Origin of the sequence: Prevotella jejuni (genome assembly GCF_900187995.1) — a bacterium.
Classification (GTDB): Bacteria; Bacteroidota; Bacteroidia; order Bacteroidales; family Bacteroidaceae; genus Prevotella; species Prevotella jejuni.
This window is the reverse complement of record NZ_FZNZ01000049.1, coordinates 1-16,145: the sequence shown is the minus strand read 5'-3', so window position 1 is coordinate 16,145 and position 16,145 is coordinate 1. Positions and strand designations below refer to the sequence as shown.

Genomic DNA, 16,145 nt, shown 5'->3' with positions numbered 1-16,145 from the left:
CTTCGCCTCTTCCATGACATCCTTGTCTACTGAACGATTGCCTGGCTTTCTGCGCCTTGTTTGTACTGCATTTGCTTGGGCAGTTTCCCAATTATAGTGTCTTCTGACTCCGCTATTACGTCTTATTTCACGAGACACTGTACTTGCACTTACATTTATCGCCTTGGCAATATCTTTTTGTTTCGTTCTATTTTGGAGTAGCACAGAAATTGTGTACCTTTGCTCCGAGGTTAATTGTTTGTACATTGCAATGCAAAATTAATTAATCTTTGGGAGACAGAGGTCTCCCTTTCTTATTTTTATGCATTGCTTGTTGATTTTCTTCTCATGGGGGCTTCTCGCCCCCAAACCCCTCGGTGTTTTCAGGTATAGATTATTAAGCTACACCAGCACTTGGGATTGCAGTTCTATGTTGAACTTGCGAGCTCATGTTAATGGAAATATAATATCCTCTTCTGCTATTGCGTTCAGGTTATTGTTTACATTAAGTGAACAGATGAATAAACGACAACGTCAAAACGTTCTATCTACTCTTGACTTTATAAAATATGATCACAAGGTATCGTTATCATATTCGTTGGTTATGAAAGTCCGGAGAGAAAATCGTGTACTATGGGAGATTTCTCGTCAAGTAAAGAAAACCAAGGATTTTAGCAATCTTAAAGAAAAAGAAAGAAATGAAAAAATAGCCCAATTCTATCAATTCTATAATAGTAAAACATCATCAGGTAACCCCTATCATAACTACGACTTGGATTTAGATAAAGATAACGATTCAAATAACTCTCTTGAAGAACTACAATGCATATATAGATTAAAGCAATATGGTTTAGTGAATTCTGTAAATGTAATGTTCTATAAACAAGGGTATCATGTCACATCCGAGGAGATGAGTTCCGGAGAATTTGCAATGCTATCAACCATCTTAAGTATATCTACTGCTGTTAGTAATCCTCACTCGCTAGTATTAATTGATGAGCCAGAGCAGAGCTTACACCCAAATTGGCAGATGAGTATAATAGATAACCTTGATAGAGCTATAACAAAACAAAGTTGTCATTTTCTTATAGCAACTCATAGTCATATGTTAGTATCAGATCTGCCAATAAATCGCTCGTCTGTCGTTCAATTAGAGAAAGATGAATTAGGAAGTTTAAAAGGTACACCTATATCTGATTGTACCTATGGATGGTCTGCAGAGGAAGTGTTACTTAAAGTTTTTAAGACTGCAACAGATAGAAATCGTTATTTTGGAGAACGCATAGGGAAATTATTAGAAAAGATGGGGAATAACTCCATCAATCCAAAAGAGGTTGCTAGAGAATTAAAGGAACTACAAGAAATTTCAAGACACCTAAGTGATATTGATCCGATGAAGATGATTCTAAATACAATTGTGGAAACATACAATAAGTAACGATGACCGAGATAGAAGATTTTATTATTCAAGAACCATATAAGCCTACTAAGGAAGAAAGGCTAGCTATTAGAGAACTGGAAGAGAAGGTTTCTGGGCTCGTTCCTGAAGACTGGGATTCTAAAAAGACATATATAAAAAGCTTTAAGGAGAATCTTCGAAAAGATATGTACAAGAAGCAAAACGAGTTATGCGCTTTTTGTCGAATTCATACATCTCCAGCTTGTGTCCCCATGCATCGCGAACACATAGTATATAAGAAAGAACATCCCGAATGGATGTTCCTCCCACAAAACTTGTGTATAGCCTGTCCTATCTGTAATCAATATAAAGGAACAGCAGAAGTACTAACTACACCACGAACTAAGACATATCCTAAATCAGGTAAAGGCTTTAGAATAATTCACCCATTATATGATAAGTATTCTGACCATATAGAACTATTAAATGATATCCTATATAAAGGGAAGACGAAAAAAGGTTCTTTTACAATTGAAACCTGCCACTTGTACCGAGTAGGATTAGCAGAGGAACGTGTGAAGAATAAGATATATGAAAACAACAAAGGAAACATTATAGCAGAATTAATTAATCTCTTATCTCTACCAGATTTAAATGTTGATGAAAAAGAAAGGTTTATTCAATTAGTAGAGAATATTGTACAAAACTATAACAAGAAGAAGGATAATCTGGTATAAAAGTGCAATATCATCTTTATTTGCAAACAAGAAAGGGAAGACTTTAGAAGTAATAGAAGCTTGACGGAGTAAAGCTTATTATTGCAAGAATTTGTCAAGAGTGTTCCGTACTTTGGTATTTATGGTTAGCACGCCTTGTGCTCAGTGTTTGCACGAGGCGTGCTAACCGTAAACACGAAGTGTGATGACAGTTGTAAGTCACATAAAAAGGGACTTGTAAAAGCAAGGTAATAGGTAGAAAACAGATACTATTCAGCCTTGATATGAAAGACCGAGTGTGAAGTAGTATAGCTACAATCTGAAAGTTGCTGTCACTCCTATCACAATAAACCACACTGTAAGTGACTTATTATAAACTCTCTATCAAAAATGTTAAAAATGACAGCAACTAAAAACAAAAATAAAATAGGGGAAATAAGAATACAAAAATCCTCTCTATGATTTGCTAATTGATGTGACATATCTCTGAGGGCTTTTCCCCTTAATATGCCGTCTATACTAAACCATCTAACTGTTTCTTAAGTTCTTTCAGCTGATCGCGCACAGAAATGAGCGTCTCCATTACCTTTTGACTCTTTTCAACACCATTCCTATTCTCCTGCAACATCTTGCGAGCTGCAGCAATCTTAAAGCCACGCACCTTGACAAGATTGTAAATAACCTTTATCTGTTCAATGTCCTTCTCCGTATACTGGCGCACACGATTGCCCGTCGTCTTAGGACGAAGGTGTGGAAACTCGGTTTCCCAGTATCTCAACAGACTCTCCGTAACGTTCATCTGCTGTGCCACTTCCTTAATAGAATAATACAGTTTGCGCGGATTCTCAGCCATGTCTTAGTATCTTTTATATCAATTATTTACACTATCTTAGGTCTGAAAGGAAAGACTACGCCCACCTCTAAAAGAAGTTTTTACGTATTCAGCAGCCTAATTGTTTGCAAAAATACTCAAAAGTCAGTATCTTTGCAACACTTTTAGGTAGAAAAATTGAATTAAAAATAAAATAAAGATGATGACAGCAAACGAAATCCGCGACTCTTACTTGAAATTCTTTGAGTCGAAGGGACACGTTATCGTACCGTCTGCCCCTATGGTTATTAAGGACGACCCTACGCTGATGTTCACTAATGCTGGTATGAACCAGTGGAAAGATATTATCCTCGGAACAAAGGATCCAGAGCCTCGCCGCCGTACAGACTCACAGAAATGTCTGCGTGTTAGTGGTAAGCACAACGACTTGGAAGAGGTAGGTCGTGATGCAGCTCTTAGCCACCACACCATGTTCGAGATGTTAGGTAACTGGAGTTTCGGCGACTATTTCAAAGAAGGAGCAATTGATTACGCCTACGAATACCTTGTAGACGTACTCCACCTTGACCCAAAAGACCTCTATGTAACCGTCTTTGAGGGTGATAAGGCAGAGGGAATATCACGTGATGATGAGGCAGCAAGCTACTGGGAGAAGCATTTCCCAAAGAATCATATCGTCAACGGAAACAAGCACGATAACTTCTGGGAGATGGGTGACACTGGTCCTTGTGGTCCTTGTTCAGAGATTCATATTGACTTCCGTTCAGAGGAAGAGAAGGCAAAAGTGCCTGGTGAAGAACTTGTAAACAAAGATCACCCACAGGTTATTGAGATATGGAACATCGTATTCATGCAATTCAATCGTAAGGCTGATGGTAGTCTTGACCCATTGAAGATGCACGTTATCGATACAGGTATGGGCTTCGAGCGTCTCGTTCGTCTCATGCAAGGCAAGAACTCTAACTACGATACAGACATCTTCGCACCAGTCATTGCAGAGATAGAGAACCTCTCAGGTAAGAAATATAACCACACTTTCCCAGAAGGTCCTAATGGTGAGGGTGTCAACGAAGAGCAGAAGGTAGACATCGCCATGCGTGTTGTTGCCGACCATCTTCGTGCTGTTGCATTCTCAATTGCCGATGGTCAGTTGCCAAGCAATGCTAAGGCAGGATATGTTATCCGCCGAATCCTCCGTCGTGCCGTACGTTATGCCTATACCTTCCTTGGTCAGAAGGAAGCCTTTATGTATAAGTTAATCAACGTATTGGTACGTGAGATGGGAGGTGCATACCCAGAACTCGTAGCACAACGAGAGTTGATAGGCCGTGTCATGAAGGAAGAGGAAGACTCATTCTTGCGTACATTGGAGAAGGGTATCATGCTCCTTAACGGTGCAATGGACGAACTGAAGGCACATGGTCAGACCCAACTCGATGGTAAAGAGGCATTCCGTCTTTTCGATACCTACGGTTTCCCACTCGATCTCACCGAACTTATCTGTGGTGAAAATGGTTATACTGTGGATGAGAAGCAGTTCAATGAGGAGATGGAACAGCAGAAGGCACGTGCCCGCAATGCTGCCGCTGTAGAGAATGGCGACTGGGAAGTATTACGTGAAGGCGAACAGGAGTTTGTTGGTTACGACTATACAGAATACGAGTGCCATATCCTCCGCTACCGCAAGGTGACTCAGAAGAAGAATAGTTTCTATGAGCTTGTTCTCGATTTCACACCTTTCTATGGTGAGATGGGTGGTCAGGTAGGCGACCAGGGTGTACTCGTTAGCGAAGATGAGACAATCAATGTCATCGACACCAAGCGTGAGAACAACCAGAGCATACATATCGTTAAGGAATTACCAAAGAACATTGAGGCAGATTTCATGGCTTGTGTTGACACTGAGAAGCGTGACGCTTCAGCTGCCAACCACACCGCAACCCACCTTCTCGATTATGCTTTGAAGCAGGTTCTCGGTGAACATGCTGAGCAAAAGGGTTCATACGTAAGTCCTGACACCCTCCGCTTTGACGTTTCTCACTTCCAGAAGATTACCGATGAGGAGCTTCGTAAGGTAGAGAGACTCGTTAATGAGATGATTCGTAAGGATTATCCAATGGACGAGCACCGTAACACTCCAATGGAGGAAGCAAAGAAGATGGGTGCAGTAGCCCTCTTCGGGGAGAAGTATGGCGACAAGGTTCGTGTTGTTCGCTTCGGTCCAAGCTGTGAGTTCTGTGGTGGTATTCATGCCACATCAACTGGCCGCATTGGTTTCTTCAAGATTGTTAGCGAAAGCAGTGTGGCTGCAGGTGTACGCCGTATCGAGGCTATGACAGGTAAAACATGCGAGAATGCCATCTACTTCCTTGAAGACACTTTGCGCGACTTAAAGGCAATGTTCAACAATGCTAAGGACCTTAAGGCAGTTCTCTCTAAGTTTGTTGAGGAGAACGACCACATGAAGAAGGAGCTTGAGAGCTTCCGTGCACAGGCCGTTAGTCGTGCTGCAAAGAACATGGTGGAGCGTGCTGAGACCGTAAATGGTGTACATGTTGTGAAGGCAGTATTACCAATCGATCCAGCTTCAGCTAAGGACATCGTCTTTAAAGTGCGTGAGGCATTACCAGAGAAGCTCGTTTGTGTACTCGGTTCAGTACATGAGAATCGTCCTCTTCTATCAATTATGCTCAGTGATGACATGGTAAAAGACAACGATCTGAATGCTGGTAAGATTATTCGTGAGGCTGCTAAACTTATCCAAGGTGGCGGTGGTGGCCAACCACACTACGCTCAAGCAGGCGGTAAGAATGCCGATGGAATAAGAGAGGCAGTGGATAAAGTGATTGAACTAATTAGCTTATAATGCTATTAAATACAAGGAATAAGGAGAGCTTTCGGCTCTCCTTATTTTTTTATTTACCTATTTCTCTCGAATTATTTACATGAAAAGAAAATATTATTTACGTGAAAAGAAATATTTATCTTCATGAAAAAAAATATTTATTTTCATGAAAATAATTCGGGAGCAAAGAACTATTCGCCTAAAATCAATCTGCTGCTTGACGAATAGGCATGCTTTTAAGTATGCTACTTATTCGTAAATTTGTTCGCTTATAAACTCGTTTTCCGGTTTACTTGACATATCATAGACACGCCTATTCGTCAACTTCTCAACCATAATTCTTGCCGCATTATCAGGTGCTACCTCGTTACCTAATCGTTCACGAACAAGTTGATAATCAGCTAACATACGTTCACGCAAAGGTTGACCAGGAAGAATCCGATACAACTCGTTGGCAATATTGCGAATTGAGAAACGATCAGCAAGAAGTTCTTGCACAATCTCCTTGTCGGCAATAAGATTGACAAGCGAGATAAAACGTACTTTAATAATATGCTTGAAAGCAAAGCGAATCAATTTTGGAACTGGCGTTTCATAGCAAACAACCTGTGGAACATTTAGCAAAGCAGTCTCAAGAGTTGCCGTACCACTGGTAACAAGTGCCACAGTGGCATGTGCAAGTAGTTCGTAAGTCTGCGTCTTCACCATCTTAGCCTCACTATTTTCTAAGAACCTCTTATAGTAACTCTCAGTGATAGAAGGTGCTGCAGCAACTACCATCTGATAATCCTCAAAATGGCGAGCAGCCTCAAGCATTGAAGGAAGATTATCCTTTATCTCCTGCTTTCGACTACCAGCAAGGATGGCAATAATAGGTTTAGAAGACAACCCATTACGCTGACAGAACTCGTCTTTTGACTCCGAATAAACATGGAGAAAATTATCAACCTCCTCGGCTGTCGGGTTACCTACGTAATGTATTTTGTAATGATGTTTCTTCTCATAGAAGGCCACTTCAAACGGAAGAATAGAGAACATCTCTTTTATATCACGCTTGATAGCCTTGATACGCCACTCCTTCCATGCCCAAATCTTCGGTGAGATATAATAATAGACAGGAATACTTGTATTTTTCTTTACAAACTTTGCGATACTAAGGTTAAATCCTGGATAGTCAACGAGGATTACAGCATCAGGCTTCCAACGCATGATATCTTCCTTACACATCTTCATATTCTTAAAGATGGTAGGCAGATGTAGCAATACAGGAATAAATCCCATATAAGCAAGTTCACGGTAGTGTTTCACCCGTGTCCCCCCAACTTTTGCCATCAAGTCACCTCCGAAGAAACGAAACTCAGCCTCAGGGTCATATTGCATCAACGATTGCATAAGGCGTGAGGCGTGTAGGTCGCCAGATGCCTCACCAACTATCAGGTAATACTTCATAACATCAAAGAATTAAAGAGATTCCCATGATTTCATCTTGTCGAGCACTTCATAATCCGTCACATCAATCTTGGATGGCGTAACAGTCACATATCCATGTGCCAATGCCCACTGGTCATTATCCGTCGCATCAGGTTCATCGTTACGATAATGCCCTGTCATCCAATAGTAATCGAAGCCACGAGGATGCTTACAAGCCTCAACCTCTCTTGTCCAACTACCCCAACCCATACGGCAAACCTTCAGTCCTGCAAACTTCTCAACCTTAGGGAAGTTCACATTTAGGCAGACACCTTTTGGCAGACCATCAGCAAGAACTTTCTTGACAATGAGTCTTACGTAATCACGTAGGTAAGAAAGGTCGGCATTAGGGTCGTAATCACAACTTGAAAAGGCAATAGAAGGGATATATTTCATACACCCCTCATAGGCAATACCCATCGTCCCGCTGTAATGATTATTGACTGATGAATTATCTCCATGATTGATACCTCCCAAGATAAGGTCAGGCTTTCGGTCAACAAGAATACGGTCTAACGCTAACTTCACACAGTCGACAGGCGTACCCGAACATGACCAAACCTCACAGTTAGGGATATTATTCCGTTTCTTCAACAGCAGATAGTCAACCACCGAAAAAGCACATGAGAAACCCGAACGCCCCGCTTCAGGGGCACAAACAACAATTTCTGCAAAATCAGAAAGAAATGAAACGAGTGTACGAATACCGTTAGAGTGATATCCGTCATCGTTAGATATAAGTATGAGTGGTCTCTTAGAATTCATAAATTTCACTTTGTTTTCAGTGCAAAAGTACGAAAAAAGGTTTATAAAGCCCTCCAATCTCATATAAAATATGTATCTTTGTAGCCTAATAAACGTATAGGATTAAATAGAAAAATGGGAAAGATTATCGCACTTGCCAACCAAAAAGGCGGCGTAGGAAAGACTACAACCACCATCAACCTGGCAGCTTCTTTAGCAACACTTGAGAAGTCTGTCCTTGTGATTGATGCCGATCCGCAGGCTAATGCATCGAGCGGTTTGGGCGTGGACATCAAGGAGGTGGACTGTTCTCTTTACGAATGTATCATTGACCATGCCGACATAAAAGATGCAATCTACACCACTGACATAGAAGGATTAGACATTGTTCCGAGCCATATCGACCTTGTTGGAGCTGAAATTGAGATGTTGAAGCTTAATGGTCGTGAGAAGGTTATGAGCAATCTATTGGCTCCAATCCGTGACGAATACGATTACATCTTAATAGACTGTAGTCCGTCACTCGGTTTGATTACCGTCAATGCGTTGACAGCAGCCGACTCAGTCATCATTCCTGTGCAGTGTGAATATTTTGCATTGGAGGGTATCAGCAAGCTGTTGAACACCATTAAGATAATCAAGAGTAAGCTAAATCCAAAGTTGGAGATAGAGGGCTTCCTGCTGACGATGTACGACAGTCGTCTGCGTCTTGCCCGTCAGATCTACGATGAGGTAAAGCGCCACTTCCAAGAGTTAGTGTTCAAGGCTGTTATCCAGCGTAACGTGAAACTCTCAGAGAGTCCGAGTCATGGTCTACCAGTAATCCTCTATGATGCAGACTCTACGGGTGCAAAGAATCACTTGAGCCTTGCAAAGGAAATCATTGAAAAGAATAAGAAATAAAGAGAGGATAGGAACGGAGCAGAAAGGTGGACTTTGAAACCAATAGAAAGGCCGTCTCCCAATTACAAAGCTAATATTTCTAACTGCAGACCTTCATCTGTTGAACGTAAAGAAATATAGAGCTGGGAATAAAGAGTCGCTTTATATTGAACATAACTGCGACAAACTCCACCAACACCTAAACTCCTTTTTTACTCCCAAACAAAGACTATGGCTGTACAAAAGAAATATAATCGAAACGCAAAGACCAATGCCCTCGGCCGTGGTCTGGACGCATTGATATCTACAGAGACTGTCAGTACACAAGGCAGCTCCACTATTAACGAGGTTGCCTTAGACCAGATAGAAGCCAACCCAAACCAGCCGCGTCGTGAATTCGACCCTGTTGCGTTGGAAGAGTTGGCCAACAGTATTCGTGAGTTAGGACTCGTTCAGCCAATTACACTGCGCCAGATTGACGATAATCGCTTCCAGATTATTGCAGGAGAACGCCGTTGGCGTGCCAGTCAGTTGGCAGGCTTGAAGGCTGTCCCAGCCTATATCCGTACGATTAAGGACGAGAATGTAATGGAGTTGGCGCTGGTTGAGAACATCCAGCGTGAGGACTTGAATGCGATTGAGATTGCTTTGGCTTACGAACATCTGCTTGAAAAGAGTGGAATGACACAGGAGCGTGTGGCAGAGCGTGTCGGTAAGAGCCGTGCAGCTATTGCCAATTACCTTCGTCTATTGAAGCTTCCTGCATTGGTACAGATGGGTTTGCAAAAGAAAGAAATAGACATGGGACATGCTCGTGCATTGCTTTCTTTGGATAGTCCTTCACTGCAATTGAAACTCTATCGTGAGATTTTAAAGAACGGATATAGTGTTCGCAAGGTTGAAGAATTGTGTCAGCAACTCAATAACGGAGAAGATATCCAGAGTGCAAAGAAGAAGATTTCTGCTCGAACTCGCCTTCCAGAGGAGTTTAATATCCTCAAGCAGCGACTCTCATCATTCTTCGATACGAAGGTACAGATGAGTTGTAACGCTGATGGAAAGGGTAAGATCAGTATTCCGTTCGCATCAGAAGAGGAATTACTTCACATCATGGAAGTGATGGATAAGATGAAGTAAGACTTTCTACACGGAAAGATTAAGGTATTAGTAAGTATAAAATAAGCAAGTGTTCTGGTTTAGAAAAAATATTCACAAGCAATAGGAAGCCTCAACAAATGGCTGACCACAAAGCAAAGAATAAGTAACAGACCTTCAAACCAGCAACTTAAGCAAGACAAAGGGTAGTGATGAAGATGAAGAATAGAATCCTCAAAGGACTGTTGATAGCCGGAATGCTCACCAGTGTTACGGTCATGCAGGCACAAGATCTGCCCCATGACACGTTAAAGGTTATGTATCCAGGCGACTCTACGGTCGTTGAGATACCGAGTTCGCAGGATAAATATATAGAAGAGAAGGCAATCCTCACACCAGATGATGAGGGTAAACTCATTTCTGTTCTGCGAAAGGATAGTGTCGGTATGGCGAAGAAGCATGGACGTGACTGGTCTAAATGGCGTCCTAATCCTAAGCGTGCTTTGTGGCTTGCACTCGTCATCCCAGGTGCTGGACAGGCCTACAACCGTAAGTACTGGAAACTACCAATCTTCTACGGAGGCTTTGTAGGTTGCGTTTATGCCATGACATGGAACAACCAGATGTACCATGATTATGCGCAGGCTTATATGGACATCATGGATAATGACCCAACAACGCAGAGTTATAATAATTTCCTACACCTTGGAGCTACAATCACCTCTGCCAATGAAGAGCGTTATAAGAACATATTCAAACAGCGCAAGGACCGCTACCGTAGATGGCGCGACCTAAGTATCTTTACTACTATTGCGGTTTATGCCTTGTCAGTTATTGATGCTTATGTAGACGCTTCCTTATCCGACTTTGACATATCAGATGACCTCTCACTGCATATTGCACCGACGGTCATACCAAATAAGAGTATCGCTACACCTAACAACCCTTTCCGTTCATCGGCAATAGGTATTGGATGTAGTCTGACATTCTAAGCAGCAGCGCACTGTATTTGCGCTAACTAACTAAGAAATAATGAGTAGAAAGAGATATATTGTTTCCTTCCTTATTACAATGGGAGCAACCTGCGGAATCTATGCACAACAGCAAACAGTTGTCGACAGCCGTGGTAAAGCTGTGAATGTGATGATTCCTGATGCATCAGAGACGATGGCAGGATATGTTGATGTAGACTATGTAGATGATAAGTTCTATAATAGTGGCATACAAACAGGGTTCGAAAATACACCCTCTACGAACACAACAGGGCCAGAAAACGGTATGGAAGTCATCGATCGTAAGATGCGTAATCTATCGAATGTGATGACAATGACCTGTAATGAGGAAGTTAAGAAATATATCGATCGCTACACAAAGGCAGGACGCCAATCAACTTCTTACCTCTTAGGACGTGCGCGTTATTACAACCCTATCTTTGAAGAAGCACTGCGTTTCTATGGTTTACCATTAGAGCTGAAGTATCTTCCTGTGATAGAGTCGGGCTTAAACCCTAATGCTACCTCACGTGTGGGAGCAGCAGGACTATGGCAATTCATGGCTAAAACTGGTAAACAATATGACCTTCAGATTGACAGTTATATTGATGAACGCCGCGACCCAGAGAAGTCTTCCTACGCTGCAGCGCGTATGCTGAGCGACCTTTACAAACGATTTGGCGACTGGACATTGGCACTTGCTGCCTATAACTGTGGATCGGGACGTGTTAGCAGTGCTATCACAAAGGCTGGTGGTGGTGCCGACTTCTGGGCTGTCTATCAGCATTTACCAAAGGAAACACGCGGCTATGTTCCCGCTTTCATCGCAGCAAATTATGTGATGAACTACTATGCTGATTACAACCTAACACCTCTGTCAACGGGTCTGCCTAACTGCTGCGACACGATTATTATAGAGAAGGACGTTACACTTGCCAAGATTGCCAATGTATTAGGTATGAATGTGGACGATTTGAAAGTACTTAACCCACAGTATCGACAGGGTATAATCAAGGCTTTTGCTACCAATGGTGTTGCTAAGCTACGCCTGCCTTCTGAAATGATTGAGAAGTTCAAAGATTACAAAGATTTGATTTACCAAAACGAAACACCAAACGAAGAACCAAGCATGACTATTGCGGCTACTAATACAAGCCAAGGAGCCATGCCATACTAACAAGATTCTTTTACCTTATTATATAAAGGGAGGATGCACAATGGACAAGGACAATATTGAAGTTAAGGAGATTGACTATGAGAAAATGGTAGATGATGCTTTTCAGCATCTCATTGATACTTATCTTGCTTCACGTCATCGAAAGAAGGTTGATATCATTACCAAGGCTTTCAACTTCGCACGACAAGCGCATAAGGGTGTGCGCCGACTCTCGGGCGAACCTTATATCATGCACCCTATTGCCGTTGCCCAGATTGCTTGTGAAGAGATGGGACTCGGAGCGACGAGTATCTGTGCAGCCCTCTTACATGATGTCGTAGAAGATACCGACTATACAGTGGAAGATATGGAAAATATCTTCGGTCCTAAGATAGCACAAATCGTAGACGGACTAACCAAGATTTCTGGTGGTATCTTTGGCGAACAGGCTTCAGCACAAGCTGAGAATTTCAAGAAGCTTTTGCTTACTATGAGCGACGACATTCGCGTTATCCTTATCAAGATATGCGACCGTCTGCACAACATGCGTACTCTTGCTTCTCAGCCTGCCAGCAAACAGTATAAGATTGCAGGTGAAACGCTCTACATCTATGCACCACTTGCAAACCGCTTGGGACTAAATAAGATTAAGACTGAACTGGAGGACCTTAGCTTCCGATACGAACATCCTGATGCTTATGCTTCTATTGAGAAGAAACTCGCTTCAACACAAGCACAGCGTGATACCCTCTTTGAACAGTTCACAGCACCTATCCGTGCCGAACTTGACAAGATGGGCTTTGAATATGAACTTAAAGCACGTGTAAAGAGTCCTTATTCTATTTGGAATAAGATGCAGAACAAACACGTCACCTTTGAAGAAATATACGATATCCTTGCCGTACGAATCATCTATAAACCGAAGTCACCAGATGAGGAAATCAACAACTGTTTCCAGATTTATGTGGCTATCAGTCAGATTTATAAGAGTCATCCAGACCGTCTGCGTGACTGGGTGAACCATCCTAAGGCTAATGGTTATCAGGCATTGCACGTAACTCTCATGTCTGCTAAGGGCCGTTGGATTGAGGTGCAGATACGTTCTGAACACATGAACGAATTAGCTGAACAAGGCTTTGCAGCACATTGGAAATATAAGGATGGCGGTGAGATTACTGAGGATGAAGGCGAATTGAACGAGTGGCTCAGTACGATAAAAGAGATTCTCGACGACCCACAGCCAGATGCTATGGACTTCCTCGATGCTATCAAACTCAACCTCTTTGCATCTGAAATCTTCGTCTTTACACCAAAGGGAGAGATTAAGACGATGCCAGCAGGTTGTACGGCACTCGACTTTGCTTTCCAAATCCACACCTTCCTCGGTAGCCATTGTATTGGTGCAAAGGTCAACCATAAGCTTGTTCCTTTGAGCCATAAACTCAATAGTGGTGACCAAGTAGAAATCCTGACTTCGATGTCGCAACACGTCAATCCTTCATGGATTAACTTTGTGTCTACAGCGAAGGCTAAGGCAAAGATACAAGCTATCTTGCGACGTGAGAGCCGTGAGTTGCAGAAGGCTGGTGAAGAGCAGCTATCGAAGTGGCTAAAGGCACACGACCTTGAGATGACAACTGCTACCTTAGATAAGCTTTGCGAACTACACGACCTTCGTAAGCATGACAGTCTTTTCCTTGCCGTTGGAGACAAGACCGTTATCCTTGGCGATACTGACTTGAATGAACTTCGTGGAAAGTCAAAGTCAGAGAAGACTGTTACCTCACGTGGTTGGCGTCGATACGTTCCTTTCTTGAAGTCGAATGACAAGAAGACAACAGAGTCTGTAGAGGCTAAAGATACAGAGTGTACTGAAGGCTTAATTGTTGTAACCAAAGAACTCAACAGAAAGAAGCCTATCTTCATCAACGAAGAAAACATACATCGCTATCTCTTCCCACATTGCTGCCATGCTATCCCAGGTGATGATGTCCTCGGATATATTGACAACAAAAACCATATCGAGATTCATAAGCGTGCCTGTCCAGTAGCTGCAAAGTTGAAAGCAAGCTACGGCGGTAGAATCTTAGATGCCAAATGGGATATGCACCGTCGTTTGTTCTTCGATGCAACGATTGAGATTCGTGGTATTGACCGTAGTGGTATGCTGCACGACATCTCTGATGTTCTCTCCGACCAGTTAGGTATTAATATCCGTAAGATAACCATTTCCAGCGATAATGGAATCTTTGAGGGAACGATTGAGATGCAAGTTCACGACCGCAAAGATGTACAGTTTATCGTTGAAAGTATGAAGAATATCAAGGATGTACAAGAGGTTTTAGAGGTTCTTTAGTACTCTAAAGAACTATCTAACCTCAAGATAAAGCGTCCTTCCAATCTACCGAGTGATAAAACCCCAACAAGAATGAGACTATTACACAGCTTACAAGAATAGTTTTATTTTTAGTTGCTGTCATTTTTAACGTTTCATGTAACCAACACAGAGAAACAGGGCATCTGGTGAATATCTAACTCGTACGGGTATCCATAACGCCTTAGAGAGAGAAATTAAAGACCAATATAAAAAGGTGTATCATCCGGAATGACAGATGAGCTCTAATAATATATGAACATAAATATCTCCCTAATAGAAAAGAAAGCTAAAAGATTCTTTCTAAGCCATAGGAAGACATCATATACGATTGGTTTGTTCTTCATCTGTTGTTGTTTATATGTTGACTTTGTTACGATAAGTAACACATGCAAAAAAATAAACAATCTTGAATATAAAGAAGGGGTTGTTTCTTATTGGGAACATACAGGTGGAGAGTTTAATGATGCAACTCTAAAAATTAAAAATGACACTAATGTATATATAACTCAACGTTATGATGGTTGGCTATGTTTTCAACATAATGGGAAAAAGGGTGAAACCGTTGCTTTCTATACTGTTAAGGATGAAATAAAAAATGAGAAAGAAGGAATACCTTACTATGGATTATGCGAGAAAGGTAACCCACGAACTACATTCTGGTTATTCTTTGATGTGCTTTTTCCTTGCTATAAGCCCGTTCTTATTTTGTGGGCTCTTGGTGTCATCGGAATAATCCTTTTTAACTTTCAAATAATCCGAGACCGTTTTGTCCTACCTTTAAGCATAGTGGTCTTAGGTATGAACTTACTTATGTTTATTATTGCCGCCATTTCATAATGATACTACTAATAATAAAACAAAATTTCCAGAACAACTTTTAGATACTCACAAGGATAAAGTATTACCACATTACTTAGAAAGCGAAGATGGAGAATATTACTGAAAATAAAATAAGAAAATGGATTGAAAGCTTTCACTTATCTAATAATACAGAAACGGACAAGCATATAACAGATTTCTTTTCTCCAAACTTAGAAAGAAAAGAATGGCTTAAAAAAGGGTTTCTGCTTTCAAAAGAGTGTCAGAACTATATAGATTCCCATGAATATCCAATTCGTGTTTATTTAGGGATATCATTAAAAGATAGACGAAAAGAATTTATTCCTGAAGGTTTGACATTGAGTCTTTTAGATAAATGGACACCTCCTTTTATAATATTGTCAAAACTCCAAATGGACGACTTCGAGAACTATTCTGTAGCCAATAAACTTACTTCTGTTCTGCACATGAAAACTTATTTTTGGCAATATAAGGAGAGAGGATTGTATGCAACAAATATATATATAGCATTAAAATAGGTTCTTCCGTTAAATGTGTAGATTGTTAATAGAATGAGATTAATCCACATACATGGTAAGCTTACCTCCAATAAGATTGTTTTATAAGGGGGGGAAAACTATATGATAAATGTAATTAGGTGTGATGTCTATCTGTCGTCTATAACCTGCTTATTCCCTTATTAAATCATGTTTGTAAACTATTTTTGTACAGCTCAAATCCAACACATGCTCTTTTGGCTTCTAAAAGACGCCCTTTTGGCTTGCAAAAGATGCTCTTTAAGACCCTTGCTAACGCCCTTTTGAAGTCCAATTAAGCAC

General features: G+C 41.3%; 14 protein-coding genes. 10 read left to right on the top strand and 4 right to left on the bottom strand.

The window, feature by feature from the left end:
- Nucleotides 1-246: helix-turn-helix domain-containing protein (locus tag CHB62_RS13380; RefSeq protein WP_009012764.1), on the bottom strand; the 246-nt coding region annotated here is incomplete at its 3' end.
- Between the two features lie 55 nt (nt 247-301).
- Here CHB62_RS13380 and CHB62_RS13375 point away from each other — a divergent pair.
- A complete protein-coding gene (locus CHB62_RS13375; RefSeq protein WP_089367226.1) occupies nt 302-1,417 on the top strand; it encodes an AAA family ATPase in 1,116 nt (371 codons plus the stop codon).
- Between the two features lie 2 nt (nt 1,418-1,419).
- Entirely contained in the window at nt 1,420-2,115 is a 696-nt protein-coding gene (locus CHB62_RS13370; protein WP_089367225.1) for an HNH endonuclease, read from the top strand.
- Nucleotides 2,116-2,608: 493 nt separating this feature from the next.
- Here the strand turns inward: CHB62_RS13370 and CHB62_RS13365 are convergent, their stop codons facing one another.
- Complete coding sequence (locus CHB62_RS13365; RefSeq protein WP_089367224.1) at nt 2,609-2,947, bottom strand: MerR family transcriptional regulator; 339 nt, start codon at nt 2,945-2,947, stop codon at nt 2,609-2,611.
- A 178-nt stretch (nt 2,948-3,125) separates the two neighbouring features.
- On the opposite strand from CHB62_RS13365, the gene alaS reads away from it, so the two are divergent.
- Nucleotides 3,126-5,792 carry an alanine--tRNA ligase gene (alaS, locus tag CHB62_RS13360; protein WP_089367223.1) on the top strand — a complete coding sequence of 889 codons (2,667 nt, stop codon included), beginning with the start codon at nt 3,126-3,128 and terminating at the stop codon, nt 5,790-5,792.
- 228 nt (nt 5,793-6,020) lie between these two features.
- Here alaS and lpxB read toward each other — a convergent pair whose 3' ends face one another.
- Both lpxB and surE read right to left on the bottom strand, forming a co-directional pair.
- Nucleotides 6,021-7,220 carry a lipid-A-disaccharide synthase gene (lpxB, locus tag CHB62_RS13355; protein ID WP_089367222.1) on the bottom strand — a complete coding sequence of 400 codons (1,200 nt, stop codon included), beginning with the start codon at nt 7,218-7,220 and terminating at the stop codon, nt 6,021-6,023.
- Nucleotides 7,221-7,232: 12 nt separating this feature from the next.
- Nucleotides 7,233-8,006 carry a 5'/3'-nucleotidase SurE gene (surE, locus tag CHB62_RS13350; protein WP_089367221.1) on the bottom strand — a complete coding sequence of 258 codons (774 nt, stop codon included), beginning with the start codon at nt 8,004-8,006 and terminating at the stop codon, nt 7,233-7,235.
- Nucleotides 8,007-8,120: 114 nt separating this feature from the next.
- Between surE and CHB62_RS13345 the strand changes: the two genes are divergently transcribed.
- The 7 genes from CHB62_RS13345 to CHB62_RS13315 all read left to right on the top strand — a co-directional run bounded on the left by CHB62_RS13345 (nt 8,121) and on the right by CHB62_RS13315 (nt 15,845).
- Nucleotides 8,121-8,888: a ParA family protein gene (locus tag CHB62_RS13345; RefSeq protein WP_089367220.1), complete on the top strand. Its 768-nt coding sequence runs from the start codon at nt 8,121-8,123 to the stop codon at nt 8,886-8,888.
- A 210-nt stretch (nt 8,889-9,098) separates the two neighbouring features.
- On the top strand, nt 9,099-10,004 hold the full coding sequence (locus tag CHB62_RS13340; RefSeq protein ID WP_089367219.1) for a ParB/RepB/Spo0J family partition protein: 906 nt from the start codon (nt 9,099-9,101) through the stop codon (nt 10,002-10,004).
- A gap of 170 nt (nt 10,005-10,174) precedes the next feature.
- The gene (locus tag CHB62_RS13335; protein WP_089367218.1) at nt 10,175-10,954 is read left to right on the top strand and encodes a DUF5683 domain-containing protein; all 780 of its coding nucleotides are present in this window, start codon (nt 10,175-10,177) and stop codon (nt 10,952-10,954) included.
- Nucleotides 10,955-10,994: 40 nt separating this feature from the next.
- Nucleotides 10,995-12,131: a lytic transglycosylase domain-containing protein gene (locus tag CHB62_RS13330; protein WP_089367217.1), complete on the top strand. Its 1,137-nt coding sequence runs from the start codon at nt 10,995-10,997 to the stop codon at nt 12,129-12,131.
- Nucleotides 12,132-12,171: 40 nt separating this feature from the next.
- Nucleotides 12,172-14,466, top strand: a complete 2,295-nt coding sequence (locus CHB62_RS13325; protein WP_089367216.1) for a RelA/SpoT family protein — start codon at nt 12,172-12,174, stop codon at nt 14,464-14,466.
- A gap of 273 nt (nt 14,467-14,739) precedes the next feature.
- A complete protein-coding gene (locus CHB62_RS13320; protein ID WP_089367215.1) occupies nt 14,740-15,324 on the top strand; it encodes a hypothetical protein in 585 nt (194 codons plus the stop codon).
- 89 nt (nt 15,325-15,413) lie between these two features.
- Nucleotides 15,414-15,845 (top strand): hypothetical protein, encoded by a 432-nt coding sequence (locus CHB62_RS13315; RefSeq protein WP_089367214.1) that lies wholly within the window; start codon nt 15,414-15,416, stop codon nt 15,843-15,845.
- Nucleotides 15,846-16,145 lie beyond the last annotated feature (300 nt).

Coding starts and splice junctions, on each gene's coding strand:
- CHB62_RS13315 (WP_089367214.1), top strand. CDS start 15,414: ATGGAGAATATTACTGAAAATAAAATAAGAAAATGGATTGAAAGCTTT.
- CHB62_RS13345 (WP_089367220.1), top strand. CDS start 8,121: ATGGGAAAGATTATCGCACTTGCCAACCAAAAAGGCGGCGTAGGAAAG.
- CHB62_RS13365 (WP_089367224.1), bottom strand. CDS start 2,947: ATGGCTGAGAATCCGCGCAAACTGTATTATTCTATTAAGGAAGTGGCA.
- CHB62_RS13325 (WP_089367216.1), top strand. CDS start 12,172: ATGGACAAGGACAATATTGAAGTTAAGGAGATTGACTATGAGAAAATG.
- CHB62_RS13335 (WP_089367218.1), top strand. CDS start 10,175: ATGAAGATGAAGAATAGAATCCTCAAAGGACTGTTGATAGCCGGAATG.
- lpxB (WP_089367222.1), bottom strand. CDS start 7,220: ATGAAGTATTACCTGATAGTTGGTGAGGCATCTGGCGACCTACACGCC.
- CHB62_RS13330 (WP_089367217.1), top strand. CDS start 10,995: ATGAGTAGAAAGAGATATATTGTTTCCTTCCTTATTACAATGGGAGCA.
- CHB62_RS13375 (WP_089367226.1), top strand. CDS start 302: ATGCATTGCTTGTTGATTTTCTTCTCATGGGGGCTTCTCGCCCCCAAA.
- surE (WP_089367221.1), bottom strand. CDS start 8,006: ATGAATTCTAAGAGACCACTCATACTTATATCTAACGATGACGGATAT.
- alaS (WP_089367223.1), top strand. CDS start 3,126: ATGATGACAGCAAACGAAATCCGCGACTCTTACTTGAAATTCTTTGAG.
- CHB62_RS13320 (WP_089367215.1), top strand. CDS start 14,740: ATGAACATAAATATCTCCCTAATAGAAAAGAAAGCTAAAAGATTCTTT.
- CHB62_RS13370 (WP_089367225.1), top strand. CDS start 1,420: ATGACCGAGATAGAAGATTTTATTATTCAAGAACCATATAAGCCTACT.
- CHB62_RS13340 (WP_089367219.1), top strand. CDS start 9,099: ATGGCTGTACAAAAGAAATATAATCGAAACGCAAAGACCAATGCCCTC.